General features: G+C 56.1%; 27 protein-coding genes and 2 pseudogenes. 17 read left to right on the top strand and 12 right to left on the bottom strand.

What is annotated here, in order from left to right:
• The first annotated feature begins 1,037 nt into the window (after positions 1–1,037).
• Entirely contained in the window at positions 1,038–2,129 is a 1,092-nt protein-coding gene (locus VQ067_RS30560) for a hypothetical protein (RefSeq protein ID WP_010794451.1), read from the top strand.
• Positions 2,130–2,160: 31 nt separating this feature from the next.
• Here VQ067_RS30560 and VQ067_RS30555 read toward each other — a convergent pair whose 3' ends face one another.
• Both VQ067_RS30555 and VQ067_RS30550 read right to left on the bottom strand, forming a co-directional pair.
• Positions 2,161–3,366 (bottom strand): hypothetical protein, encoded by a 1,206-nt coding sequence (locus VQ067_RS30555; RefSeq protein WP_010794452.1) that lies wholly within the window; start codon positions 3,364–3,366, stop codon positions 2,161–2,163.
• Positions 3,367–3,499: 133 nt separating this feature from the next.
• Positions 3,500–4,534 carry a DNA-binding protein gene (locus VQ067_RS30550; RefSeq protein WP_010794453.1) on the bottom strand — a complete coding sequence of 345 codons (1,035 nt, stop codon included), beginning with the start codon at positions 4,532–4,534 and terminating at the stop codon, positions 3,500–3,502.
• 413 nt (positions 4,535–4,947) lie between these two features.
• Between VQ067_RS30550 and VQ067_RS30545 the strand changes: the two genes are divergently transcribed.
• The 4 genes from VQ067_RS30545 (at position 4,948) to VQ067_RS30530 (ending at position 8,799) form a co-directional block, all read left to right on the top strand.
• The gene (locus VQ067_RS30545) at positions 4,948–5,319 is read left to right on the top strand and encodes a hypothetical protein (protein ID WP_170831722.1); all 372 of its coding nucleotides are present in this window, start codon (positions 4,948–4,950) and stop codon (positions 5,317–5,319) included.
• A 465-nt stretch (positions 5,320–5,784) separates the two neighbouring features.
• Entirely contained in the window at positions 5,785–7,023 is a 1,239-nt protein-coding gene (locus tag VQ067_RS30540; protein WP_181377601.1) for a hypothetical protein, read from the top strand.
• A gap of 330 nt (positions 7,024–7,353) precedes the next feature.
• A complete protein-coding gene (locus tag VQ067_RS30535; RefSeq protein WP_010794458.1) occupies positions 7,354–7,992 on the top strand; it encodes an SOS response-associated peptidase in 639 nt (212 codons plus the stop codon).
• A gap of 372 nt (positions 7,993–8,364) precedes the next feature.
• The gene (locus VQ067_RS30530) at positions 8,365–8,799 is read left to right on the top strand and encodes a hypothetical protein (protein WP_021263721.1); all 435 of its coding nucleotides are present in this window, start codon (positions 8,365–8,367) and stop codon (positions 8,797–8,799) included.
• Positions 8,800–8,848: 49 nt separating this feature from the next.
• On the opposite strand, the gene VQ067_RS30525 is transcribed toward VQ067_RS30530, so the two are convergent.
• Complete coding sequence (locus tag VQ067_RS30525) at positions 8,849–9,265, bottom strand: helix-turn-helix domain-containing protein (RefSeq protein ID WP_079993529.1); 417 nt, start codon at positions 9,263–9,265, stop codon at positions 8,849–8,851.
• A gap of 93 nt (positions 9,266–9,358) precedes the next feature.
• Between VQ067_RS30525 and VQ067_RS30520 the strand changes: the two genes are divergently transcribed.
• The 3 genes from VQ067_RS30520 (at position 9,359) to VQ067_RS30505 (ending at position 11,146) form a co-directional block, all read left to right on the top strand.
• On the top strand, positions 9,359–9,715 hold the full coding sequence (locus VQ067_RS30520) for a hypothetical protein (protein ID WP_010794461.1): 357 nt from the start codon (positions 9,359–9,361) through the stop codon (positions 9,713–9,715).
• 125 nt (positions 9,716–9,840) lie between these two features.
• A complete protein-coding gene (locus VQ067_RS30515; RefSeq protein ID WP_172765423.1) occupies positions 9,841–10,332 on the top strand; it encodes a winged helix-turn-helix domain-containing protein in 492 nt (163 codons plus the stop codon).
• 592 nt (positions 10,333–10,924) lie between these two features.
• Entirely contained in the window at positions 10,925–11,146 is a 222-nt protein-coding gene (locus tag VQ067_RS30505; protein ID WP_003109817.1) for a hypothetical protein, read from the top strand.
• Between the two features lie 263 nt (positions 11,147–11,409).
• Here the strand turns inward: VQ067_RS30505 and VQ067_RS30500 are convergent, their stop codons facing one another.
• The 8 genes from VQ067_RS30500 to VQ067_RS30465 all read right to left on the bottom strand — a co-directional run bounded on the left by VQ067_RS30500 (position 11,410) and on the right by VQ067_RS30465 (position 15,942).
• Positions 11,410–11,667, bottom strand: coding sequence for a hypothetical protein (locus tag VQ067_RS30500; RefSeq protein WP_003109818.1), 258 nt, complete (start codon positions 11,665–11,667; stop codon positions 11,410–11,412).
• A gap of 62 nt (positions 11,668–11,729) precedes the next feature.
• Positions 11,730–11,960: a hypothetical protein gene (locus VQ067_RS30495; protein ID WP_153274562.1), complete on the bottom strand. Its 231-nt coding sequence runs from the start codon at positions 11,958–11,960 to the stop codon at positions 11,730–11,732.
• 413 nt (positions 11,961–12,373) lie between these two features.
• Positions 12,374–12,565 (bottom strand): AbrB/MazE/SpoVT family DNA-binding domain-containing protein, encoded by a 192-nt coding sequence (locus VQ067_RS30490; RefSeq protein WP_010794463.1) that lies wholly within the window; start codon positions 12,563–12,565, stop codon positions 12,374–12,376.
• A gap of 111 nt (positions 12,566–12,676) precedes the next feature.
• A complete protein-coding gene (locus VQ067_RS30485; protein ID WP_003109820.1) occupies positions 12,677–12,961 on the bottom strand; it encodes a hypothetical protein in 285 nt (94 codons plus the stop codon).
• The gene (locus VQ067_RS30480; protein WP_003109821.1) at positions 12,958–13,359 is read right to left on the bottom strand and encodes a hypothetical protein; all 402 of its coding nucleotides are present in this window, start codon (positions 13,357–13,359) and stop codon (positions 12,958–12,960) included. Before VQ067_RS30480 ends, VQ067_RS30485 begins: the two co-directional genes overlap by 4 nt.
• 185 nt (positions 13,360–13,544) lie before the next feature.
• Positions 13,545–14,339 (bottom strand): SIR2 family protein, encoded by a 795-nt coding sequence (locus tag VQ067_RS30475; protein WP_003118060.1) that lies wholly within the window; start codon positions 14,337–14,339, stop codon positions 13,545–13,547.
• Complete coding sequence (locus tag VQ067_RS30470) at positions 14,336–14,896, bottom strand: non-canonical purine NTP pyrophosphatase (protein ID WP_042852419.1); 561 nt, start codon at positions 14,894–14,896, stop codon at positions 14,336–14,338. The genes VQ067_RS30475 and VQ067_RS30470 overlap by 4 nt, the downstream gene beginning before the upstream one ends.
• Positions 14,893–15,942, bottom strand: coding sequence for an adenosine deaminase family protein (locus VQ067_RS30465; protein WP_034019956.1), 1,050 nt, complete (start codon positions 15,940–15,942; stop codon positions 14,893–14,895). Before VQ067_RS30465 ends, VQ067_RS30470 begins: the two co-directional genes overlap by 4 nt.
• A 311-nt stretch (positions 15,943–16,253) precedes the next feature.
• Between VQ067_RS30465 and VQ067_RS30460 the strand changes: the two are divergent.
• From VQ067_RS30460 to VQ067_RS30420, 9 genes and pseudogenes are all read left to right on the top strand, one after another.
• Positions 16,254–16,726, top strand: a pseudogene (locus VQ067_RS30460) (transposase); the annotation flags it as partial.
• A gap of 285 nt (positions 16,727–17,011) precedes the next feature.
• Positions 17,012–17,221, top strand: coding sequence for a hypothetical protein (locus VQ067_RS30455; RefSeq protein ID WP_079383353.1), 210 nt, complete (start codon positions 17,012–17,014; stop codon positions 17,219–17,221).
• A gap of 60 nt (positions 17,222–17,281) precedes the next feature.
• A protein-coding gene (locus VQ067_RS30450; protein ID WP_086937300.1) for an IS3-like element IS222 family transposase occupies positions 17,282–18,444 on the top strand; the annotation gives its coding sequence in 2 pieces (ribosomal slippage) (positions 17,282–17,537 and positions 17,537–18,444; 1,164 coding nt in all).
• 64 nt (positions 18,445–18,508) lie between these two features.
• On the top strand, positions 18,509–18,718 hold the full coding sequence (locus VQ067_RS30445; RefSeq protein ID WP_079759005.1) for a hypothetical protein: 210 nt from the start codon (positions 18,509–18,511) through the stop codon (positions 18,716–18,718).
• A gap of 28 nt (positions 18,719–18,746) precedes the next feature.
• Entirely contained in the window at positions 18,747–19,706 is a 960-nt protein-coding gene (locus VQ067_RS30440) for a hypothetical protein (protein ID WP_003109827.1), read from the top strand.
• Positions 19,694–20,356: a hypothetical protein gene (locus tag VQ067_RS30435; RefSeq protein WP_003109828.1), complete on the top strand. Its 663-nt coding sequence runs from the start codon at positions 19,694–19,696 to the stop codon at positions 20,354–20,356. Before VQ067_RS30440 ends, VQ067_RS30435 begins: the two co-directional genes overlap by 13 nt.
• 84 nt (positions 20,357–20,440) lie before the next feature.
• Complete coding sequence (locus VQ067_RS30430; protein ID WP_162836287.1) at positions 20,441–20,596, top strand: hypothetical protein; 156 nt, start codon at positions 20,441–20,443, stop codon at positions 20,594–20,596.
• A 123-nt stretch (positions 20,597–20,719) separates the two neighbouring features.
• A complete protein-coding gene (locus VQ067_RS30425) occupies positions 20,720–21,004 on the top strand; it encodes a hypothetical protein (protein WP_042853231.1) in 285 nt (94 codons plus the stop codon).
• Positions 20,952–21,381 (top strand): annotated as a pseudogene (locus tag VQ067_RS30420) (tyrosine-type recombinase/integrase); the annotation flags it as partial. The gene VQ067_RS30425 and the pseudogene VQ067_RS30420, both read left to right, overlap by 53 nt.
• A gap of 17 nt (positions 21,382–21,398) precedes the next feature.
• Here VQ067_RS30420 and VQ067_RS30415 read toward each other — a convergent pair.
• Positions 21,399–22,043, bottom strand: a complete 645-nt coding sequence (locus VQ067_RS30415) for a hypothetical protein (protein ID WP_034019957.1) — start codon at positions 22,041–22,043, stop codon at positions 21,399–21,401.
• Between the last annotated feature and the right edge of the window lie 50 nt (positions 22,044–22,093).

The raw sequence follows: 22,093 nt of genomic DNA, 5'->3' as shown, positions 1-22,093 counted from the left end.
CCCGTATGCTGGATTTGCCGGAATTCCGTGAGCAGGGAAACGCGCAGAGGGGCGGCCTTGAGATGACGTGTGTCTCCAGGGCTTGCTTTTCTGGTACCGGATTCCTTTGAGCGGCAACTGGCTTGACGGTGGTTACCCTTCGGCAAGACCGGATTCTCGTGAGCGGTTCCCAGCGCATGCCAAACTTCGCGGTGGATAGGCCGGAATATCGTGAGCGCAAGGCTCAATGACTGCTCGAGGGTGAACCGGAATCCGGTGTACACCTACTCCCCCGGGGCTTTGCAACTGTGTAAAGCATAGGGGCAAGAGCTGGAGTGCGATTGAGAGTTAGAGGTCTGAACACCGGGATTTCATGAGCGCAGCGTCCCGCTGGACGCTACACCGTTCAACACCGGATTCTGGTGAGCGCCCGGCAGCGCGCCGGCTAGAGAGGCAGAGGGTGACCGGAATTCTGTGTACGGACTGCCCGCCTGGTCTTCTCCTCGTGGGGCATCGATCCAGCCGAGGAAGACCACGTCAGCGCGTTCCGCGGATTTACGGGGCAGGGCTTTCAGTGGAAGACCAGGTCCGATATTCCGGCCGGAATTTGGTGAGCGGCCCGAATTTCCTGCCCTGGAGGCATGGTCGGTGGTTGGCACTCCGCAGAATGAACCGGAATTTCCTGAGCGGTGCGTCAAAGAGCGCTCATTCTCCAGGCCGGAATCTGGTGAGCGCTCAAGCTCCGAACCTATTGCCACGGTAACCGGATTCTTGTGAGCGCCCTGTTTTTCATGGGATACAGCAAAGCCATGCTCGGTTTTAGCGACCGGAATTCTGTGTACGGTATGAGAGATGCCGCACAGGTGGGTTGATCTTCTTCGAGCCGGAATGCTCTGAGCGCTCACAGGATTCCGGCGATCCGAACCGCCAAAGCGGATCTCAGAACGGCTTATGCGAAAACGGTCTTGATTTGGACTAAAAAATCAAGATGAGGGAATATATCCTTTGCATCAGGTTTGTCGAGACGGACGAAACGCGAAAAGTAAGAGAGATAGGCCATGACCGAGTTGAAGCTGACACCTGAAGAAGTACGGCAGGTAGCTGTAGATGACAGGCGATTCAAGCTGCAAACAAAGTTCGATCTGGAATCAGGTCAGGGCGTTCTCCCTTTCACGAATGAGCGTTTCTTTGAGCAAAGCAACCCCATCGTCCGTTCAGCCCTCTTCTCAGCGGGCAAGATTCCCAAAGGCCTCTTCTTCCAGGAATGGACAGAGATCTTCTCCTTGGGATCGGGCTCAATCTGGTACCGCGGTCCGGCGCTGTCTACAGATCACGAACTCGTCCTTGCCCGAATCATGGTGCTGGCCCGCGGCAGGTCACTGACCCAGTCCGTCAAAGTCAAACAGGCTGATGTCTGTCGTTGGCTCAAGCTCGACGACTCCGGTGCGAACTTCAAAAAGGCCCGAAGGATTCTTGATGACCTCGCCGGCGGCGAACTGCGGATATCAAGCAAGCCTGCTCTGAAGAGGCTCTACAACCTGCTCACGCGGCCGCCGCTCGGGCTGCCTGATAGGGACTTCTTTCTCGAGTACATCAAGAATCGGTACGGCGACCAGATCAAGGAGATCGCGGCGGCAATTGAGTCAGATGATACGGTGGTCGATATCAGCATGCGGTTCTTGACCAACCAGGCAAAGAACCACAAGACAGGGCGACTTCTGCTTAATCTTGACCCGATCGCTGCAATTTTCTTCGATGGTGTGAATACCACCCTGGTGCCCTTTGAGATCATGGATCAATTGGATCGATTTGGGACCAAGCTTTTGCCCTTCATCGCATCCCATAGGGATGGCGTATGGCCTATCGGGCTTGAGAAGTACCACGAGTTCAGTGGTTCAAAATCCGAGTATCAGAAGGTCAAGCGGCGGGTGAAGTCGGATCTCAAAAAGCGATTCGAAGACTGGCAGTCGAAGGCCTGGATTGAACCTGGTTGGGACATCTCCAGGAACGATGACGGGGACGAAATAGTCCGAGGGCTGAAGATCGGAGCTAAGGTGCGCATCCGTTCTGAGCTGGAAATCCTTACGGCTGTAGGGGATGACTTAGAGGATGCGGAAGACATTGATGCCGCCGAGGCCGAATCAGCATGAGGCGCGGTGACCGCGCCTCATGGGGGATGACTTAAGCAACGCTTGCGGTCGAGTCAAAAGCTAGGCATTCAGAAACTGGGATGAACTCTTGCCGCCGGCACAGCCAAGCCGAAAGGAAGGTGTAGGCAGTAGTGAGCGCGGCGATCATGGCCATCGTTTCTTTCTTCTCCCTCCGATTCCTTGCATTCGCTCTCGCCTGGGACTCCCCTTTGTACTTGGTGCTTACGAATAGTGATGCCACCAGTGCGCCGAGCACCGCATAGAACACTGACACCAGAGTCATTTTGGCGATGAGTGACAGGCTGATGCTCAGCCACCCCTGATTGGTTCGCACTGACGCATACACCGCGAACATCAATGCAAGCATGAAACCCGTTAGGCCTGCGACCATTGCGAGTTGCCGGGGGAGCTCGAGCCAGTTCATCAAGAAGGCCAGTACCACGCCTGCTGCCGGCAAGAGGTTCGTAATTGCGGCATCCGTGTAGTCGTTGTAGATGGTTGCTTGCCCCTGATGGTGCCTCCACATCGCCCAAGCTGTCAGAAGTGCACCCGCCAGCAGCATGTACTTCCAGGCCGGGCTGGATTTGAACTGCTGCCAAAGAGATTTCTCCGGCGCGCGGTATGACGGCGAGAACGAGGGTGCACTCGAAGCTTGCGCAACCTGTTGGGGTGGTTGGTACTGCGGGATTTGGGCTAGTGCCTGCTGGTGCTCGATAACCCGTTGAGATTCGATCGCTTGGGCGGCCTGAGCGCGCTGCTGGAGTTCGATGATCGCCTGCTGGCGCTGATTCTCGATCTGCGTCTGTCGAGCTGCTTCTTCAATCGCCAGGCGCTCCTCAGTTTGCCGCTGCCTGATGGCCTCCTCTTCCTGGTGCTTGATGAGCTGGGCCTGAGCCAAAGCCGATGCCGATTTACCCCTCTCTGCCGTCACATATTGATCAAGCGCCTGGATGCGGGCGCCGATGGTTTTGTCGAGGCACTTTTGGTCAGTACATGCATCCCTTGTATCGAGCCATTCACGCTGCGACTGACGGACCGCCTCATACTGGGCAGGATTTACCTCCAGGGCGGTCTTATAGGATTTGGCTAACCAGTCGTCCAACCCGGACAGGTAGCCATCACGGCAGATTTCTTTTTCGGGGAAGCTGCTGGCCTTGGAGCAGTCAAAGCTTGCTGCCAAAGTTTGGCCGGCCAGGAGGGCCAGAAGCAGACCGGAGGCTGCTGCACGAAGTTGCATCAAGATCATCCTTTACTTGTTGATCGCCTGTCTGCGTTATCGGCGGCCCACGGCGGTTTATGAGCCCCCGTTGACCATAACGCCCAAGCCGAATGATGCCAGTCAGTCCTACTGATGGCTATCTGCCAGGTCCTCAGGTGTTTCCTTCCGCACCACGTTCTTCCGCGGATTTGGCGCGGGAGGAAAGCTCTGTCTTCATGCCCTCCAGCTGGGCGGAAAGGCGTCTCACCTCGCTGTTCTGAGTTCGAGCAGAGGCTTTTGCTTCCACCAGTCTCTCCTCGGTCTCTCGTCTCTCCTTGATGGCGCTTTCAAGCTGCCTTTCGGCCTCCGAATGCTGAGTTTTTACTGTGGCGAGTTCGATTCTCAAGTTCATGAGTGACTGCTCTGTGACCTGCAGCTTGTCCTTCGCGCTGTCAGCCTCAAGCGTCAACTTCCTGTTCTGCGCTTGCAGGTCGGTCAACTGGGAGGTCATGCCAGACAGTTGCTTATTCAGGCTCAGGATTTCCCCTCTCAGTTGTATGTTGTCCGCCGAGAGGGTGCGGTTGTCCTCGCGCAGAGCGGTCAGCGCGTTATCGAAAGTCGCCTGCTCCTGCCGGCGTTGCTCGTTCAGGGCTGCGAGATAGTGCTCATGAGCATCCCGCTCTGCTTGTAGGTCGTGGGTTAGCTTGCTGGTCGAGCGCTTCTCCACCTCCAGGTTACGTTGCGTGTCAGCCAGCTCCTGGGCCATGCGGCCCAACTCAATGTTGGCCGAGTTCAAGCGCTCAGTCAGTTCGCCCAGCAGCCGTTCGCGATCGGCAAGGGTGCCCTCAGTCTTCGCAAGCTGATCGACGGTGGCTTGGTGCACCACTCGCTCGCCATCAAGGACCTCCTCCATTTCCTTGATTTGCGCCTCGCAGCGCTGCTCGCCCTCACGAACGATCCGCTCGGAGTTCTCTTTCATCTTGTCGTGAAGCGCGAGTACCAGGGCCTGCAGCTCGGTCTGGATACGTCCGCCATCGCCCAGCATCTCGATTTCCTCGTCGCGGAGATCCTTCCAGAACTTCTGCACCGTCGAGTAGGAGCCGCCTGTGATGGCCTGTATGGAACGCACTGTAACCGGGGAACCCTGGTTCCGGAGTTGCGCAATCGCCTGGCGAACCTCCTCTTTCGTGATCCCAACGCGGCTCATGGCTGCCCTCCGTATCTATTGACAGTACCCGAAAACTATGATCTGGCGCCATTTTACCGGCGAACTTTTGTTACCCGCATTACGTAACAAGTAATTACGGTAATAGTATAGGTCAGGCGCGGGAGAAATTGTTTAAAAATGACATCAGATAAAAACTGTAATCCTTGGCTATGAAGCTAAAACGTTGCCGTACGTGATTTCTGACGGTTTGATGTGGGGTGAAGGTCGTACTTTGCGCGTACGGGTGGATTTCGATGCGGGGCTGTTCTGGCGGTAGTTCGTGCTGGCTGTTACTGAGAGTGCGGCACAAGGAGGGGGAATGCAGAGGAGGACTCTCAGTCCTTGGTGAGGTGGTGAACCTGGCGCGAGTGTATTCTGTCGTCCTTGCTCTAACTGAACTCACAGGAAACGGAATGAAAGGACCGGTCGCGACAGTCGAACTCTGGGAAAAGGGCCGATGTGTTTTCAGTCACGGGGTGTCGAAGGGGCTCCTCCAAGCTGCCGTTGATGAGAACTGTTTTTTGCTCCTTGTTGGAGGAGATGGGGCGCCGGAGCTTGGTAAGCACGCCGTGGTCCCCCTGGAAAATCTGTTGAAACGACTGCGGAGCCAGGGCGGCCTGCAACTTGCCTCTGAGCAAAGCGCTGAAGATCGATCGCCCTATGTCAGATTAGGGTGGGTGATCGCTCTATTTGAGTGGGCCTGCAAGGATTTCCCGCTCGCAGAAATCCGGTACATCCACAACCCAGGTTTCAAGCTTCCTGAAAGGAGTGTTGGGTTAGAGTGAGAGTCGAATCACAATGACCCCTTCGCTTTTGAGGAACCTACTTTGACGATTAGACGAGAACGCCAAGCTACGCCCATGTGCGGGACCTTACGCCGTCTGGATGTGGCCTGGAAGCGTGGTAACGGTGAGCCCTACTTTGCCGAAGCATACTGCGTCGCGGAGGATCTCGGCGACACCTCCCCTGAGTCTATTGAAAGTCAGCGGTTGCTGCTCTGCTCGACATTTCGGGTCGATCCTAAAACAGGCGATGCTTTATCGGTCGAGGAGACTACTCAGGTAGCTCGATCTGCCCACTGACCTAAAGCTGTGATGGGAGGCAGACCATCCTCTTCATTCGAAACACACCTTACTGGTAGATATCCTCCCAGGCTACGAATCACCTGGGAGGCCTCAATGGAAATTGTCCACGCTACTCGTCCTGATGGATCAACGGTTCAACTGAGTGCTGATGGTGCGGAGATCGGTATGACCGATAGCGACCAAAAGCTGCTCCATCTACTTCCAAGGCTGCTTTTGGATGACTCCTCATCTGAGGCTATGTCTCGGGACCAAGTGGTATTGGAAGTCATCTCCGACGTCGACGGTTTGCTCCCGGCCGAAGGCGTGGTGATCCGGCAGCCGTACCCCAATTCCTCCTATTTGGTCGGTGGCTCGGTGCGTAATCGCAATGGTTGGTGCGTACCGGCGGCCAATCTCCCTGAGCGCTTCGAAGTCGAGTTCCGCTGGACCTTCTTGTCACTGCTCAGTGACGGAAGTGATTGGGTGGTTCGCCATTTCATCCAACTGGAGCTGGAGCAAGGCCCATTTCGGACGTACACCATGGCGGTGTCCAACTGGCCAAATGGCCGTGCCTCGATCCCGAACATGTACCGCTATGCCACGGCATTTTTGAAGTCCTCCCAGGTGCTGGAGCAGCACAGAAAAGGAAGACCGACTCTGAATGTCGGCAACTTACGTGATGGCATGCTCGGCGTGACTTTTCGGGAGGAGATGCGGATTCCCCCAATCCCCTACGAACAGGCAACCAGCATTCACCTTTACCAGAAACAGCAGCTTCATGAAGTGGTTCAACTGACGGACTTCTCGTTGCTGAATGATGAGCACAAAGCAAATGGTGCTCTGGAGATGCCAGCAAGGGTGTTTCTGGATGCGATCTCTCTGGCAGCAAAGGTCCCATACAAGCGCCCCGAGGTACCTTCCGCGACACCTGGGAGTTCCGAGGATTGCCTTGGGCAATTGGAATCGCACCCTGCTCTACAGTTGCTTTCCGACTGGTGGAACGCTCACCGGATTCCGGTTGCTGGAGAGTTGCCTGCGGCGATGGTCATGCCCTACATCAGGGTTCAGAATGATAACTCCTACTGGTGTGGGTACCGAGAGACGCCCAACAGCACCATTGAGGGCATGAACTGCGTTTCCAGTTCATGCGCTACCTGTGGTGATACGGTCCTGCTTCACTTCATGGCTTCCGTGAAACACAGCGAGTTCCCAGATGGCTTCCTCGATGTGCGATGCTTGGATGGTTCCGAGTGGGTAGAGGTCGAAGCAACCCGTGAGCAAATGGCCAGGGGCGAGTATGACGAGGCCTACTACTGCCTGGCAGCACTTGCCGAATTTTCTAACAACTTTCCTGCTGCATACCGGCGCCTCCTGCAGGATTCCTTTGAGGCTCCGTCGTCCAATCTAGAGACTGAGCGTGAGTAGTAGGCGGGCATGAGGCCCGCCTTTCGCTTATTGGTCTTGGATCACCTCGAGGTAGCCGGCCGATTTCTCCACGGTGGTTTCCCCGCAGTGCGGACATTCAAGCGGCCAGCGGTCCAGGTCACCCAGCGCATTGGGACAGAATTCACGGATGGTGAAAGGTTCGCTACATTTTCGGCATATGAGTTGGTGGTCTTCGTACATAAACAATCTCCAATCTGAAGGGTTTGCTCGATCTCTTGACTGAGCCTTTACCCTTTACAGTTTTCGAATAGGTGCCTATTCCGGCGGGTCAAAAGCTATGCTTTCAGTCCGACCCGAAGGAACTCAAGCATGTGCAGTCACTATGAGGCGCCGGAAACTGAGCGGTTGATCGCTGGTTATGGTGTGGCCCCAGAGGGGCAATTCAAGATCGATCTCTGGCCCTGCTACGAAGGCCCATTTATTCGCCTGCGTAACGATGAATCTGCTGAAGAGGAAGTGCCTGAATTGGAGGCGGTAGTCGGCCAATTTGGACTCTTACCTTTTTGGGCCAAAGCACGATCGTTAGGGCGTAACACCTACAACGCTCGCACCGAGACTGTGGCGACCAAGCCTACCTATCGAATTGCTTGGCGAGAGGCGAAGCATTGCATCATCCCGGCCGCGGCGATTTATGAACCTGATTGGCGAACAGGGAAATCGGTCCCTACACGCATCAGTAGAACGGATGGCGGAATCATGTCGATCGCCGGGTTATGGGAACGGTGGAAGACGCCTGATGGCGAGCTGCACTCCTACACGATGCTGACGGTCAATGCGGACGACCACGCACTAATGCAAAATTTTCATAAGCCAGGTTCAGAAAAACGCATGGTCGTCATCCTGCCAAACGGGCTGATCCAGGATTGGCTGCGCGCGCCGGCGGAGCGAAGTATGGATTTCATGCGGCAGTACCCTGCTGACCGACTCCAAGCCGAAGCTAGGGCATGAGCATTCTCAGTCGGAACCGCTCCGCTGGATGCTTTCAAACCCTAAATGGTGCCTTTGCCTACACACGCGATGCGCTCAATAAGAAGCTCCTGACTAAGTGAATCTCCCTAGTGGCACAGGTTGACCGCGTGAATGATGGCCACCAGACGAGAGACCTTAGGAATGAAAGATGTTAGCTGACAGTTTCATGGGTATGTCCGCAGCCCTGCAGAACACCTCCGCGTTGACTTTGCTCCTCAAGCATTCCGTGATCCAGCGGGCCCTGGCGAGCATGAATGAAGTTGATGTCAGCCAGTAGAATCATCATCTACAGACGTCTGGCGGGCGGCCTAGCCCTCAGGCTTGCCCTAGGTAGGAAGGGAGAGGACTAAGATGGTTTTGATTGAGATGGCGCTCCAGCGTGCGCTGAGCGCATATATGGGCAAGGTCGATAAAGCTGGCATGCCTTATATATTGCACCCACTGCGTTTGATGGCCAGATTCACTGACCCGTTCGAGCAAGCGGTTTCACTTCTCCACGATGTGATTGAAGACAGTGACACCACCGCGGAGGATCTACTCAACGAAGGCTTCCCGGAGAATGTAGTCGAGGCCGTGGTCCTCCTGAGCCGGCGCCGTGGGGAGAGCTACGAGGTATTCATCGAGCGAATCTGCCCGCACCCGCTGGCGCGTAAGATCAAGCTGGCTGATATCGAAGACAATCTAAACGTGCTGAGGCTGGCTAGCCTCGGGGAGCCGGATCTGCGTCGTGTGTCGAAATATCATCAGGCCTGGAGGCGCTTACAGAACTTCGAAGCAGGTCAGTAGTCGCAAGGCAGTGGCTTTTTCTGTGGGGGCATCTCCTCGCAACAAAACCTTACTGATCGAGGGCTCCAGAAGAATCTTGATTGTCACGCATTTCGTCCAACTGGCTCTGGATGTGACTGGCAAGCTCTGAAATGCTCAAGCCGAACACTTCGCTAAGGGAAACCATAGTGTCGAGCGTGGGCGAGCGCTCCCCGCGCTCGAGGACCGAAATGTAGGTGCGATCTAGACCAGCTTCGAACCCAAGGTGCTCTTGAGTGAGTTTGGCAGTTTTTCGCAGGTTTCTAAGTGCGCGGCCAAAAGCCACGTTGTGATTACGAAAATGGATAAGGCTGTCCCAGCTCGACACTCGAAAAGCTGGATTTTTCGGGATTCCGACTATAGTCGTCTTCCGCTTATAAACGGAATTCGCCCCTATTTTGCCCTGACCGCTTCTCGTATGGATGTCTTCACAAGATCGGCTTTGCATCCCCCGACTTGAATTTCATCACCCCCCTTTCAGCAGAGACAGACCTCCCCACCAAGTAATCTGCAGCTCTGTTCTTTTTGTCTTGGAGCTGCAATGAACAACGACTATCTCAAGCGCGTTTCTCAGTGGATCGTAGGAGAAGATACGGGGCTTTCAGCGATTGCGATTTGGTCGAGCATGATGGGAGTCCAGCCCGAGGATGGCTTCTGCACACCGTCCGATCCTTCTGACCTGGGTCGATGCCTGCGCCTGCTGGAACTGGTACCCGAGTGGAAGGCGCGAATCTCGGAGATGGCCATCCACGGACGCGAATGGGCTGCTCTCGTTTCGCACTGGGAGGAACTCCATCAGCTGATGGACGATGAGGTGGGGATCGACTGGAGTAAGGGGAACAGTGCCCTGCGCACCTACGAACGAATGAAGGCCATTCAAGGACATCATCGAACCTGAATCACATTCGCACGGGTTCTGGCACAGCCGGAGCGCCCTGATCATCTCCGGGTGATCAATTGGCCAGTTGGCCAGCTCCATCGAACCGCCGCGAGAAATCTGCGGCCGCGAGTGAGAATGAAACGATGCGCACCACCCGACTCAAACACAAAGTCAGCGCCCCGGGCCAGGGCGAACTGTTCGCCGTCGACCAGATTGCGGGCATCTACAAGGCCAACCCCGACAAGCCCTTGACGAACACCGCGCTCTACGAGATCGTCACCAACCACCTTGGCGTTTCTACGGAAGCCTTGAACGAGCTTGCGCCTGTTGGGGAGAGTGGGCAGAAACACAGCCTGGTTCGCCGCGCTATCCGGTGGACTCAGCAATCTCTGAAACAGATGGGTATTATCGAGCGCGTCAACGGAGAGCGCGGCGTGTGGCGCTTGACCGAAGATGCCAAACGTGACCTCAATCCAGCGAAGTCTGGCGTGAAGGTGCTCGGCTTTCGTACTGACCTGGGCCTGGCGATCTGGGGGCCAAGCGCGGATATCTTCAAAAGGCTCACTGTACCGGTCGTGCTTGCGCTCCATTTTGTAAGCGAAACTGCTGATCAGGGATTTAGAAGCCAATGCTAGCTTCCCGCTCGCATACTCGCGCCTGAGAAAAGACAGGTCAGTCGCGCTGTTATCGAAGTACTTTGGCCCAGTCACGTCGGATCAGTGCTTCGCAGGATCGTATTCTGGCTGCGAAGTAGTGTTGCGAAACAATCCTCATGCTCCTCTACGTGGAGTAGGAGATGGTCACACCATCTGGATCAAGCAGACCCTACCAGCCCCGGTCAACAGCACATGCCCCACAACCACATCATGAGCCGATACCAGGAACAGTAAACCTCACCATCACCTGCCGCTACGCGAGCAAGTCGATAAGCGATACTTGGCATAGCGACAAAATGACCAGTCCAACATCACATCGTCATTGACCAACGACACACCGCGTCGTCAAGGCCGGACACGGAGGTACTGCTGTCGATCTCTTAGACTTGGAGCGCGATGCGCTGGCCCACGCTGTACCTGAGGGATGCTTGGCGGAGAACGGTTGGAAGGTGGGTCGCCGGGGTTCTTAGTCGATGCTATGAACAGTCGTCGAGTGTTCAAGAACGACTTCACCATGGCATTGGGCAAGGTTTTAGCGCAGCAAAAGACTTAATTCTAATTCGGAGGAAGCATGGGTATTTCGTACTACCTTGCATGTTTGGAGACGCGGCAATACGTCTGGGTAGGCAAGCTTGCCCCGCACGGGGTAGTGCCGGCGGCGGATGCCGACGGCTCCATCGCCATGTTCGCGCTGGAGAATCGGAACAAGCCGTTAATCGTCGTGAGCGAAAGCCATCCGATCCTCGAAGAGGGCGTAGAGTGGTCGCCGCCGATAACGCCGGGGCAACAATGACCAATTCACGCCAATCGAATCTCCAGACACTCGCCGCGCTACCTGTGATAGCGCACATCATCGATGGGCAGCTTGAAGCCCTGAAGAGCAGTACATCGCTCTCCAGCAAACACAAGACCAGCCCGGTTCGATGGATGACAGGACAGTTGAGCATGTGCTGAAAGGGGAAAACATGGGGCGCCGACAGCACTATTCTGCGGGGCCCCTCGCTTGCTTTTGGATAACACCAAGCACTGCCACCGAGATACCTTAAGACGCGGAGGCTAGGCGCTGGCACTTACCCGCCGAACCTGGATAGCATGGCCAACGCTCACCTTGCGGCGGGGCTTGGCGTTGCCCACGACAATCGCGGATCCGTCGGCTTTGGTTTCAACGAGGTAGCTGCCCTGCACCTTCATGACGGTATGCCCGGCTGCGAGCGCTCGCAGATAGGCCGCGCGAGTCGCATCTGCGGCGACTGCTGGAATCTCGTCTTCAAGATTCCGAATCTCGCGTTCGGTAAGGCGCTTTTTTCTTGGCATACGTTTCTCCCGAGAGGAAGCTGGGCGTATCGGTGCCGCTCTAGGGCAATGCTACCCGCCGCTCACCAGATTCCGGTAGAACCGACCATCACATCTTCATTCCACCAACAGCTCGAACGGTCGAGAATCGACTGGGTCCGAGAACAGCAACGCCACAAGGTATAGTGTTTGAGATATTCGGCGACATTGGCCAAGGTGTTCTCGCTGGAACTCATGAACTTCAGGGCATCGAAGGGAGCCACCTTTGAGCGCATGTTCATCGACCCACAGCCAAGATCGAGGCGAATGTTCATGGTTGTCTAGCAGGCTGATTCGCCAGCTCGTCAACTCTGTGCCCACCGGTTGCAGATCCAGCCATGGATCTGCTGCGCACGGGGCATTGACTCCCCATGCGAGCGTAACCTTGTTTAAGGTAGAGAACGATGTCCACTATTTGCTACATCCGGCACGCGGCCTGTATGACCTGCTCGTGATCCAAGTACTGTTATCGGCTGAGTCGGATCTGGAGCGGCACTGAAAGGGAGGATGAGGTCGACCGGAATTTCATGAGCGCGCCGTAATAGCGACCTTGCCCTCCAGACCTGATGTGTGCAGGCAAACCATGTCACGGCATCGACGTGAGGTGTCCGCGGGTGGGACGGTTTCCGATCAACAGGCCCCACAGCTCATACAACCAGATACATCAAAAAAATTACGATGGGCAGGTCTACTCGGCTGGCTCACCAGGCGGGTGCTTAAGTTTCAAGGACAGCACACCCTCGACACGCTCAAGGATCAACTCATCCCCCACGATCCATCCCAGCCTATCCAGCAACTCGGAAGGCAGCTCGATGATGGCGTCACCACTACCGTCTCCGGGGTCTTGGCAGACCACTCGCCAGCTGTTGAGGTCACCCATGGTCATGTCCTCGTCACGTGATTACATCGCAGGCAATCGAGCAGTGGTCCCGGCCAAGCCGCGTGAGTCCAAGCTGAGCCGGCCTGCTCTATGACTTACGGAATCGGCCGCTCATGAGTAGCGGTACTCTTGCGGCGAAAAGCGTCCCTGGGGACCAAACAACAGCGTGGCAGTGAACTTTTCCAAATAGGCCACCGCTTCCTCTGGTGCGTGCTGCGTGAAATACGCCCGTTGCGCTGCGGGCAGTATGGCGCGGTGCGCCAGACAGGCCTTCACCATTTCTGCCAGCACAGAACCGCGAACGTCGTAACGCGCATCCACGGTGTCTAGGACCGTGCGATAGCAGGAGTGGTAGGCCGATTGATGATCGACCTGCCGTTGGCCATCACGACTCATCCCTGACTTCCCGCCTGCCAGGAGGCCAGAAACTGCAGCACTCGTTCAACCTGGCCCTGACTGACCAGTTGCTCCGCGGTCTGCTGTTCGAAGGTCGGTAAAGGCTCGAGGCGAAACCAAGTGATCGCCCGCTCGACGGCGACTCCGCTCTCGGCTACGGCCAAGATCACCCGCAGGACATCCGCGATAAAACGTTGTGTCGCTTCGGCATCGGATGCGCTGGCCGCATTTGGTTGGCTGCGACGATAGGCCGCGACCTGACCGGCAAACACGGCAGGGCTGAGGCCAAAGATCTCGGCATAGTGCTCAACCGAATAGGGCGCCCCGTTCGCGGGACACAGACAGTCGATAAGCTCGGCGGCCGACAGCACCTCTGGCCGGAGTGCTCCCTGGTTCATGGCTCATTCCTCCTGCCACGTCTCGCTCACAGCATGCCCGCAAACCTGCAAGGGGCAAAGCTCCCATTCGCTAGCCCGGGCCATTACGGTCTCCTTTTCCACGGAGTCGGCCAAAAGCTGCCGCTCGTATGCCCACTCTCGCCATGAGGGATAAATATTAACCCCTCAGGTCGCGACCAAATTTCCTAGCTCACCAATTCCTGAAGAAAGTCCGTGAGCGCCTTCTTGGGGTCATCCTCCTCCGAGACGATCATCTCAATTCCCCATTGACCCAATACTTCCCGTGCCACAGGGTTTGGTCGATTCATGAAGACGTAGGACTTCGGTCTGGCAGATGGCAGAACCGAGCGCCCCCACATTTCAGTCAAGCGATAAAACAGGAGTCGAATGTTGATATCCGAAATGCTGTATCCGATGAAGAGAACGGAATTTCCCAAGACGTCGTTGCTGAGCTTGATGTCCAGCGGAGAGTCATAATTCAATCGCTGAAAGTAACTGGTTTCATCAAGTACGATTGATGCCTCGTCATCGAAATCTCCATGAAATTTCACAATCTGACGCCGACCCTCAGTAGCAGATACGAGGTCGGCAACGCTTGCAATCTTGTCGTATGGCACCTCGTACTTGTCGTGGGCCATTTCCAGCCATCGATCGTAGTTGGTAGTGTAGATCCGCGAGAATCGTCCAAGAGCAATCAAACGATGAATCTCGGATGCAGCGATATCTGTACTGGACTTGTGCCATTCGCGGTCCATCCAACTCCGAAGCGGCCCCAAACTACCTTTTTTCCTCTTGTAGTACTCCGCAAGCGCTAGCGGCGTTCCATAAGTGGAGAAGATCTTTGGGTCATAGCCCAAGTCCTGAGCAATGCGCGCGATTAGTTCACCCCAAGTAGGCAGGCTAAGATTGGCAGACACCCCAGCACCTACAAAAAGCATCAACTTGCCGGTTTGATATGCACGTAGTAACTCAGCGTTCATCTTATGCCCCCACAAGTTTTGAGATATTCGGCGAACTGGTCGAGTGCTTTGCGGCGCATTGAGATAGCGTCCTTAGCCGATCCCATCTCAGCGAAAGTTTGGGTGTGCCCGTTCGGGACGAAAACACAGTCCCATTGAAAGTCCGTTGGACCGGCCGGTACGAGTGGCACAGTTCCTTCGATGGAGCCTTCGAAAAGACGAATCTCGCGCCCATCACAATACCCGAGCACCGTCTTTGCGATTACTGCGGCATCTTTGAGACCAGCTACAAGCTTAACGAATCGATCTTCCTCCAGCTTATCCCAGAAAATCTGGGTTAAACCTGCTGGAAGCCCATTGAGACCGCTCAAGTAGAGTCCTGTGTGCTCGACGAAAAGAGGACGACCTATAGCCTCGAATGCCTTGGTCAACTTGTCCCGCACCAAGCGGTCAACATCCTCGGTCTGCAGCTCTTCAATTTTGCGCGACACCGATACGACTTCTACCCCAACAGGGGCAAGAATTCGCTGCACCTCAGTGACCTTGTGCTGATTTCCGGACATGAATCGAATTTTCAATCTAGACCCTCTATGAATGAATACCGTTTGGCGACGTCGAACTGCTCGTAAATATCACTAGCGGAGAGTCCCTCAATCATCGCCGTCGTATGATCATCCGCTAGGCCTCGCTGATGAATCGCCGGGTTGTCCGAGCAAATTACAAAGGGGACTTGGTGACGCCGAAACTCCAGCAGAGGATGGGCCTCGTCGACAGGAACAGCTCCGGTGAGCCGGTTGCTAATTGGGCATACTTCGACGCAGATATCCTGCTTTGCCAAGAGGTCTAGCAAATGAGGATCCTTGCTGGCTGCTGTTCCATGGCCAATACGATCTGCGCCAAACAATTCCACGGCTGCTCGAACGTTGTCCACGCGACCGGTTTCGCCTGCATGTATGGTGATCCCGAGTCCGAACCGATCTTTCGCCTTCCGAAACAGTGACGGTAATTCAGCTGGATGCGCAATTTCCTCGTCACCTGCCAGATCAAGCCCCACCACTTCATCCGGTTCACCGAGGTTTTGATACGCTTGCAGAAGTGCAGACAAACCAACCGAGCTGTAATCGCCGCGCGTCACCGTGAGGATCAAGCCGAGACGCATGCCGAAGAGGTCCGACGCGGCTCTGGACGATTCTATGAGGCGTTCCAGGGCTTGTGTGGGTGAGCAATTTTGCAGAGTAGCAAGGTACAAAACGCTGCTTCGGAGCTCCACAAAGCGCACATTGTTCTCCGCGAGACTCGTGACGACTGCAAGGGAAAGACGATCCAGGTTTTCGCGTTTTTTAGGAAAGAGCCGCAACACTTGCCAAGGGGTCAGGTATGACGCCAGTGACTGACACGGCGTGTACCGCAACAGATCCCGCTCAATTAGAAAGCCAGACGGCAGCTCTGTTAATTCGTCCGCAAGAATGTCTTGAATGGTCGATACCGGGATCGCTCCGTTCATGTGCACATGAAGCTCTCCGCGATACAGCTTACTAAATTCTGCAGTAAAGCTCTGGCGCACCACCTCGTGCTCTATCTCTTCGCTCTGCGTTTTTGATAGGTCAACCTGCCACTGATTCAATCGCTATCCTTAGTCGCTAGCCACGAGCCAAGTTTTCACACCCCTTGACCGTCTGCATTTTTACGACAATCCGAAAACCACCCTATGTACCTGCTGGTCAGGTAGTTCGTCCACATTTCTGACTTAGTACTTCCTCATTGCTATGGCTCGAGGGGTGACGGTTGGCCCGTACAGGGATCGGTGGCTGCCGGACTCGGTAGCATAAGCTGCTGTTCGTGACAGGCTGCTTCTAGCCGATTCTGTTGAAAAAGTAGCTGCTTCCCCATGCCGTCGGCAGAATTGCTCTGTCAGCGAGTGTGGGGGCGAACAGCATGATGGGACAGTTACCGAGAGGGCAGCAGCGCCTGTTCTACTCGTTCAATCTGGAAGATCACGTCCCAACCCAACACCTCCTGCGCAGCATCGACCAGTGTCTGGATCTCAGTGATCTGCGCGCCTCTACCTGGCGGATTTCTATAGCCCCATCGGGCGCCCCTCGATTGATCCGGAATTGATGGTGCGCATGCTGGTCGTCGGCTACTGCTATGGCATCCGTTCCGAGCGGAGATTGTGCGAAGAGGTACATCTAAACCTGGCCTATCGCTGGTTCTGCCGGCTGGGTCTGGAAGACGAAGTACCCAATCACTCGACCTTTTCGAAGAATCGCCACGGCCGTTTCCGTGACAGCGATCTGTTCCGCTGGTTGTTCAATGAGGTGCTGCGGCGCTGCATGGCGGCCGGCCTGGTAAAGGGGGAAGGTTTCGCCGTCGACGCCAGCATCATCAAGGCTGATGCCAGCCGGCAAACGCCGAAAGGCAACTTGAAGTAGCTTGCAGCCACTTCAACTACAGGCACACCCAACCGTCTGGCTGCCGCTGACCCTACTTTTTCAACAGAATCAGCCAAAAGCGGACGTCAAGAGTAGCGAAACCCACTGCCGGCAGTGCATTGTGCCCAGTCCCCCGGGCTCCACCCTGCTCCTAATGAACGACTTGTAATCCAAACGCATTCCTTGTGGGCATTGTCCGGTAATTAACATCAAAGTAGCATCAGGCCAGCCTACAGAAACCGATCTCAATGGATATGGTGCATGCACGATACGATCAATACGGACACTCGCCCCTCCCGCAGCGAGAGAAACATATCGCCTTTCTTAGCCAAGGCTGGGATACCTCGCACAGGTGAAGATCGGCTTCCGGGATATTACTGCGAGCAACAGAAAATGTGGGTGGTCGACACAGAGCAAGGCACACAGCCCATTATCAATGAGCAGGCGCTCTCGCAGTTGCTGACCATGTAGTGGCCTACTGATCCCGGACACCGATTTAGGCGAAAATCCTCGCCGTGAGAGAGGTGTCTGATGAGCAAGCAACGACGTACGTTTTCCGCCGAGTTCAAACGAGAGGCCGCGGCCCTGGTGTTGGACCAAGGCTACAGCCATATCGACGCCTGCCGTTCGCTGGGGGTGGTGGATTCGGCCTTGCGCCGTTGGGTGAAGCAGCTCGAGGCGGAGCGCCAGGGTGTGACCCCGAAGAGCAAGGCGTTGACGCCTGAGCAGCAAAAGATCCAGGAGCTGGAAGCCCGGATCAACCGGTTGGAGCGGGAGAAAGCGATATTAAAAAAGGCTACCGCTCTCTTGATGTCGGACGAACTCGATCGTACGCGCTGATAGACCAGTTGAGTGAGCAGGAGTCGGTGGAAGTGGTCTGTTCAGCTTTCGATGTGGCGCGGTCTTGCTACTACGTCCACCGTCTTCGACGGCGGCGTGTCGATGCTCGCCGCGTGGCGCTACGCAGCCAAGTCAACCAGTTGTTCAGCCAGAGTCGGGGCTCGGCCGGCAGCCGCAGCATTCTGGGCATGCTGCGCGAAGAGGGCGTGACCATCGGCCGTTTCCGAGTGCGTCGGTTGATGCGTGAGCTAGGCCTGGTTAGCAAGCAACCGGGCTCGCACGCCTACAAACAGGCCACGGTTGAGCGGCCGGATATCCCGAATCGGCTGAACCGCGAATTCGCGACCGAGCATCCAAATCAGGTGTGGTGTGGCGACATCACCTACGTCTGGGCGCAAGGCCGTTGGCACTACCTGGCCGCGGTGCTGGATCTGCATACCCGGCGGGTGATCGGCTGGGCGTTCTCGGCCAAGCCGGATGCCGAACTGGTGATCAAGGCCCTGGACATGGCCTACGAACAGCGCGGCAAGCCACAGCAGGTGCTGTTCCATTCAGACCAGGGCAGCCAGTACGCCAGCCGCCTGTTTCGGCAACGGCTCTGGCGCTATCGGATGCAGCAGAGCATGAGTCGCCGAGGGAATTGCTGGGATAACTCGCCGATGGAGCGCCTGTTCCGCAGTCTGAAGTCGGAGTGGGTCCCGTCAACGGGTTACCTGACGGCGCAGGAGGCCCAACGGGACATCAGTCATTACTTGATGCACCGCTACAACTGGATCAGGCCGCATCAATTCAACGACGGGTTACCACCAGCGGTGGCCGAAGAAAAACTCAACCCACTGTCCGGGATGGGTTGACCACTACACCAAGACGCGAGCGCACGAAGAGGAAGATGACGATTCCTACCTTGCGCTTGAACTGATGACCAAGACCCATCAGCAAATCGAGAGTGACGATGACACCCGGCCCACGGGGTACAGCAACCTCTTACAGCTAGTGACCAAAACTGAATCGGTTCAAGAGGTTGATGACAATTACTCAGCAAGCCAACTGCTGGAGCTGGTCACCAAGACCAAGGTTCAACAGGAAGCAGACGATGACGGCTTCCAGTCCTTTGGGTTTCATTGCTGACCAGGACGGATCAAGTTAGGGAAAACGAATGCTGTTATTAGTCACAAATCGCCGCGACATCACGGTCGATTACGTCGTGGCCGAGCTGAAGCGCCGGCAGACTTCCTTCTTCCGTCTGAACACCGAAGAGCTATCGACGGCCCGCTGCACAATGACTGCATTTCCCAGAAACGCCTGGTCACTGTCCTTCGAGGGGCCAGTGCTTCAGGGATCCGATGTCAAAGCGGCATATTTCCGACGTCCAGCCCCCCCTACTGGCAACGTCAGCATCACCGATAACGGCGAACGGGAGTACGCGGAAGCAGAATGGGGCGCCTTCCTGAAGAGCTTGTATGCACGCCTGGAAGGTCTTTGGCTCAACGCGCCGATGGATATTTTCGCGGCTGAAGACAAGCCAAGGCAGTTGATGCTCGCGAGCGAGATTGGCTTCAACGTACCGCAAGCAGTGATCACGAACGATATCGCCTCGGTACGTGAGGTAGTCCAGGCAGGGCCTGCTATCGGAAAGCCACTTAGGCAAGCGCTGATCAACGGCGAGCAGGAGCGGGTGATTTTTACCACTCGACTGGAGGATCTTCGCGACAGCGACGAAGACGCCATTTCGCTGGCCCCCTTCATTGCCCAGACCGAGATCAAAAAGCAGTACGACGTCCGAGTGACAGTCGTAGGAAGCCAACTTTTCGCAACCGCGATCAGGTCGCAGGAGTACGAAGAAACCACGGTGGATTGGCGCCAGGGTAGCCGGTCAGATCTTAAGCATGAGCGCATTGAGCTTCCTAGCGAAGTTGAGGAGCAATGCACTGTGCTCATGAAGCACCTGAACCTACGTTATGGGGCGATCGACCTAGTGTGCGACCAACAGGGCAAACTGTGGTTCTTGGAGATCAACCCGAATGGACAATGGGCCTGGATCGAGAACCTCACCGGGTACCCAATTGCCGCCGCGATCGTTGATGAGCTTGAGGACATCGCCCGATGCCAAAGCTAATCCCAGCATGGCTGTGGCCCCGCTTGACGCCTTCATCACCAGAGGATGAATCCCGACAGCAGAAGTGGCTTCGAAGTGAGCAAGAAAAGGTCGATCAAGGATCTTGGGCAGATAAAAGTGATGTTGCGCTGGAGGAGGCACGTAGGCTCTTTGACGCTGAGCATGAGCGCCGCCGAGGGGCAGACTCCAAAGCCGGCCTTTATCTCGCAGCAATTACCGCGCTGATCCCTATCCTAGCCACAATCCTTCCTGGACTCTGGAATGATCAGATCAGCAGAACCCTGAGAGGCACCCTGCTTGGGATCTTCATCTGCGCACTGCTCTATCTGATGCGTGCCGGGTTGTGGGCCTTGCAGACCATCAAGACCACGCCTGCGGCACAGTTAGGTGCAGGCGATATCGCTGAAAGCTTCAGCTCCGATAAGCCTGAAGAGAAGCTTGTGAAGCAGCTGCTGAGTGCCGTGATTTACAACTTCACTGGTACGAACCAGAAAATCAGCTGCATAAAGATGACGCACGAGTTTTTGCTGCGAGCCTTCTTTTGCTTCGTGGCCTTTCTGGCCATTCAGGCAGTTTGGCCTGCGGCAGCTTGGGCGATTGGTCGGATTCATAACGAGATCATCACCCCGCTAATGAGCTGTTTCCCTTAGGCCCCGCGCCCCTAGAACGCTTGGCTCACCTTGCTCACGTCGTGACAGCATTATCTAGAGCTCCACTTACACGGAGCTCTTTGTATGAACGACCTCACGATTTGCCTGGACTGCGGTCTGCCTTTTGGACCAGTGGAATGGAGCGCGGACCTCTCCGGCATCGGTGATGACTGCTCCAACTGGGTAACCTTCGTAGACGATGAGGTGTGCCAATGCGCCGTCGAGGATCACGATGATTGACTCTTTGGCCAAGCCTCCCCCTGACCTGCAGGCCGTGAGCGATCAGAAGCCTCAACCGGCTTGCTCGATAATCGTGTTGGCCTTGAGCTCGGCCATATCAATCTATTCGCCCTGGAGAGCCCCATGACATTTCGCGTCGAAACCCTCTTCGATCAGACCCATACCTGCTCCACGGGTCATGATGATCCTGATCACATCACCGACCGCGACCTGCGCACCTGGACTTGTTCGCCCCCCCTTCGCGACGTCTTCCAGTGCCGTCAGATGGCCTACCTCGATGCGCAGGCGATCGGCGTGCAACTGGTGACCCTGCGCAGCGAATCCGTGCGTGGCAACTTTGTGTTCCCCGGGCCGGATAGCCGGGGCCACCATCCGCCGCAAACTGGCGGCGCTGGCCAGCCTGTTTGATCACCTGCTGGAATCTAACGCGGGAGCCGGCGGCAACCCGGTACACGGGTTACGCTTATCTCGAATCCGACGCCGAGCGGGGGCCTGGGCCGGGTCCATTATTTCGCTCGCTACGCGGCCGTGACCTGTCCGGTACCGGGATCAGTGCGAACGGGATCTACCTGCTGGTGGCCCACTGGGCCAACGTCGCGGGGATCCAGACGAGGGCTTGGGGGTGCACGGACTGCGCACCACGGCGGCAATCAACGCCCTGAAACACGATGCAGATATCGCCAAAGTTCAGGCCTGACTGGGTCATGCCAACATCAGCACGACCCGCCTATACGATCGCAGGGGCTGCGGCCAAGGATTCGCCTACCTACAAAGTGAAGTATTGAGGCTGTGCTCATAGCCGCTATACCGCATCAGGAACTTTGCCTAGACGAGGATCGGCGACCGTCAGGCCTCGGATGAAGTAGGCCCTGAACGCAGGCTTTCCGTCCTCGGGATGGACCATATCGGCGTGCAGCAGCCCGAGCGAATAGAGTTCCGACAAGCCGGCTCGAACGTCCGCCCGTCGAACTCCCGTGTGCTCCACGATTTGCTCGTAGGTCAGAGCAGTCCAGTCAAATTTGTTGCTCCGGCGCGCAATCAAAATCACATAGATCTTCAAAGCGGCCAAGCGTATTGCACCACGATTCCCCAACTCTTTAAGGCGAAGACGGAGGAGGTCGAAGGGAAGCTTCGCCCAGTAATTGTCGCCCACCTCATTCACCGTATAGCGGTGCGCGTGATCGCCAGCGATCGTAAGGATCTGCATGTCCGCAAGCATTCGAAGTCCCTTCGAGATCATGGGCCGCGAAAGGCCGGTGAGCAGCTCAAAATCGTTATAGGACACAGCAGCCGTGCGGGTGTGGAAATCGGCCTGCAGCGAAACCGCGAGTAAGCACTTCAGCGCAGCAATGCTTGTTCCCGCTTGTCCGCCGGCCTTGAATGCCCCCAGATCGCAACCAGTGGTCCGCGTCCATCCGGTTGGGAGCTTGCTGAATCGGTAGGCCATATCAGTCCTTCTTCGAGCCGGTGAGATGACGTACAACCTGGTAGATCACC

Source organism: Pseudomonas sp. KBN12P06040, assembly GCF_037574965.1.
Lineage (GTDB): Bacteria > Pseudomonadota > Gammaproteobacteria > Pseudomonadales > Pseudomonadaceae > Pseudomonas > Pseudomonas aeruginosa.
Note: the sequence above shows the minus strand (reverse complement) of the source record. Positions and strands in the feature narration are given on the sequence as shown.

What these genes read in the sequence shown, in the direction of transcription:
- VQ067_RS30455 (WP_079383353.1), top strand. Translation starts at nt 17,012, where the DNA reads ATGCACGATACGATCAATACGGACACTCGCCCCTCCCGCAGCGAGAGA.
- VQ067_RS30445 (WP_079759005.1), top strand. Translation starts at nt 18,509, where the DNA reads ATGACCAAGACCCATCAGCAAATCGAGAGTGACGATGACACCCGGCCC.
- VQ067_RS30485 (WP_003109820.1), bottom strand. Translation starts at nt 12,961, where the DNA reads ATGAGTCGTGATGGCCAACGGCAGGTCGATCATCAATCGGCCTACCAC.
- VQ067_RS30535 (WP_010794458.1), top strand. Translation starts at nt 7,354, where the DNA reads ATGTGCAGTCACTATGAGGCGCCGGAAACTGAGCGGTTGATCGCTGGT.
- VQ067_RS30435 (WP_003109828.1), top strand. Translation starts at nt 19,694, where the DNA reads ATGCCAAAGCTAATCCCAGCATGGCTGTGGCCCCGCTTGACGCCTTCA.
- VQ067_RS30430 (WP_162836287.1), top strand. Translation starts at nt 20,441, where the DNA reads ATGAACGACCTCACGATTTGCCTGGACTGCGGTCTGCCTTTTGGACCA.
- VQ067_RS30515 (WP_172765423.1), top strand. Translation starts at nt 9,841, where the DNA reads ATGCGCACCACCCGACTCAAACACAAAGTCAGCGCCCCGGGCCAGGGC.
- VQ067_RS30530 (WP_021263721.1), top strand. Translation starts at nt 8,365, where the DNA reads ATGGTTTTGATTGAGATGGCGCTCCAGCGTGCGCTGAGCGCATATATG.
- VQ067_RS30550 (WP_010794453.1), bottom strand. Translation starts at nt 4,534, where the DNA reads ATGAGCCGCGTTGGGATCACGAAAGAGGAGGTTCGCCAGGCGATTGCG.
- VQ067_RS30415 (WP_034019957.1), bottom strand. Translation starts at nt 22,043, where the DNA reads ATGGCCTACCGATTCAGCAAGCTCCCAACCGGATGGACGCGGACCACT.
- VQ067_RS30500 (WP_003109818.1), bottom strand. Translation starts at nt 11,667, where the DNA reads ATGCCAAGAAAAAAGCGCCTTACCGAACGCGAGATTCGGAATCTTGAA.
- VQ067_RS30555 (WP_010794452.1), bottom strand. Translation starts at nt 3,366, where the DNA reads ATGCAACTTCGTGCAGCAGCCTCCGGTCTGCTTCTGGCCCTCCTGGCC.
- VQ067_RS30525 (WP_079993529.1), bottom strand. Translation starts at nt 9,265, where the DNA reads ATGCAAAGCCGATCTTGTGAAGACATCCATACGAGAAGCGGTCAGGGC.
- VQ067_RS30545 (WP_170831722.1), top strand. Translation starts at nt 4,948, where the DNA reads ATGAAAGGACCGGTCGCGACAGTCGAACTCTGGGAAAAGGGCCGATGT.
- VQ067_RS30490 (WP_010794463.1), bottom strand. Translation starts at nt 12,565, where the DNA reads ATGGGTGACCTCAACAGCTGGCGAGTGGTCTGCCAAGACCCCGGAGAC.
- VQ067_RS30495 (WP_153274562.1), bottom strand. Translation starts at nt 11,960, where the DNA reads ATGAACATTCGCCTCGATCTTGGCTGTGGGTCGATGAACATGCGCTCA.
- VQ067_RS30540 (WP_181377601.1), top strand. Translation starts at nt 5,785, where the DNA reads ATGACCGATAGCGACCAAAAGCTGCTCCATCTACTTCCAAGGCTGCTT.
- VQ067_RS30440 (WP_003109827.1), top strand. Translation starts at nt 18,747, where the DNA reads ATGCTGTTATTAGTCACAAATCGCCGCGACATCACGGTCGATTACGTC.
- VQ067_RS30560 (WP_010794451.1), top strand. Translation starts at nt 1,038, where the DNA reads ATGACCGAGTTGAAGCTGACACCTGAAGAAGTACGGCAGGTAGCTGTA.
- VQ067_RS30480 (WP_003109821.1), bottom strand. Translation starts at nt 13,359, where the DNA reads ATGAACCAGGGAGCACTCCGGCCAGAGGTGCTGTCGGCCGCCGAGCTT.
- VQ067_RS30505 (WP_003109817.1), top strand. Translation starts at nt 10,925, where the DNA reads ATGGGTATTTCGTACTACCTTGCATGTTTGGAGACGCGGCAATACGTC.
- VQ067_RS30520 (WP_010794461.1), top strand. Translation starts at nt 9,359, where the DNA reads ATGAACAACGACTATCTCAAGCGCGTTTCTCAGTGGATCGTAGGAGAA.
- VQ067_RS30425 (WP_042853231.1), top strand. Translation starts at nt 20,720, where the DNA reads ATGACATTTCGCGTCGAAACCCTCTTCGATCAGACCCATACCTGCTCC.
- VQ067_RS30475 (WP_003118060.1), bottom strand. Translation starts at nt 14,339, where the DNA reads ATGAACGCTGAGTTACTACGTGCATATCAAACCGGCAAGTTGATGCTT.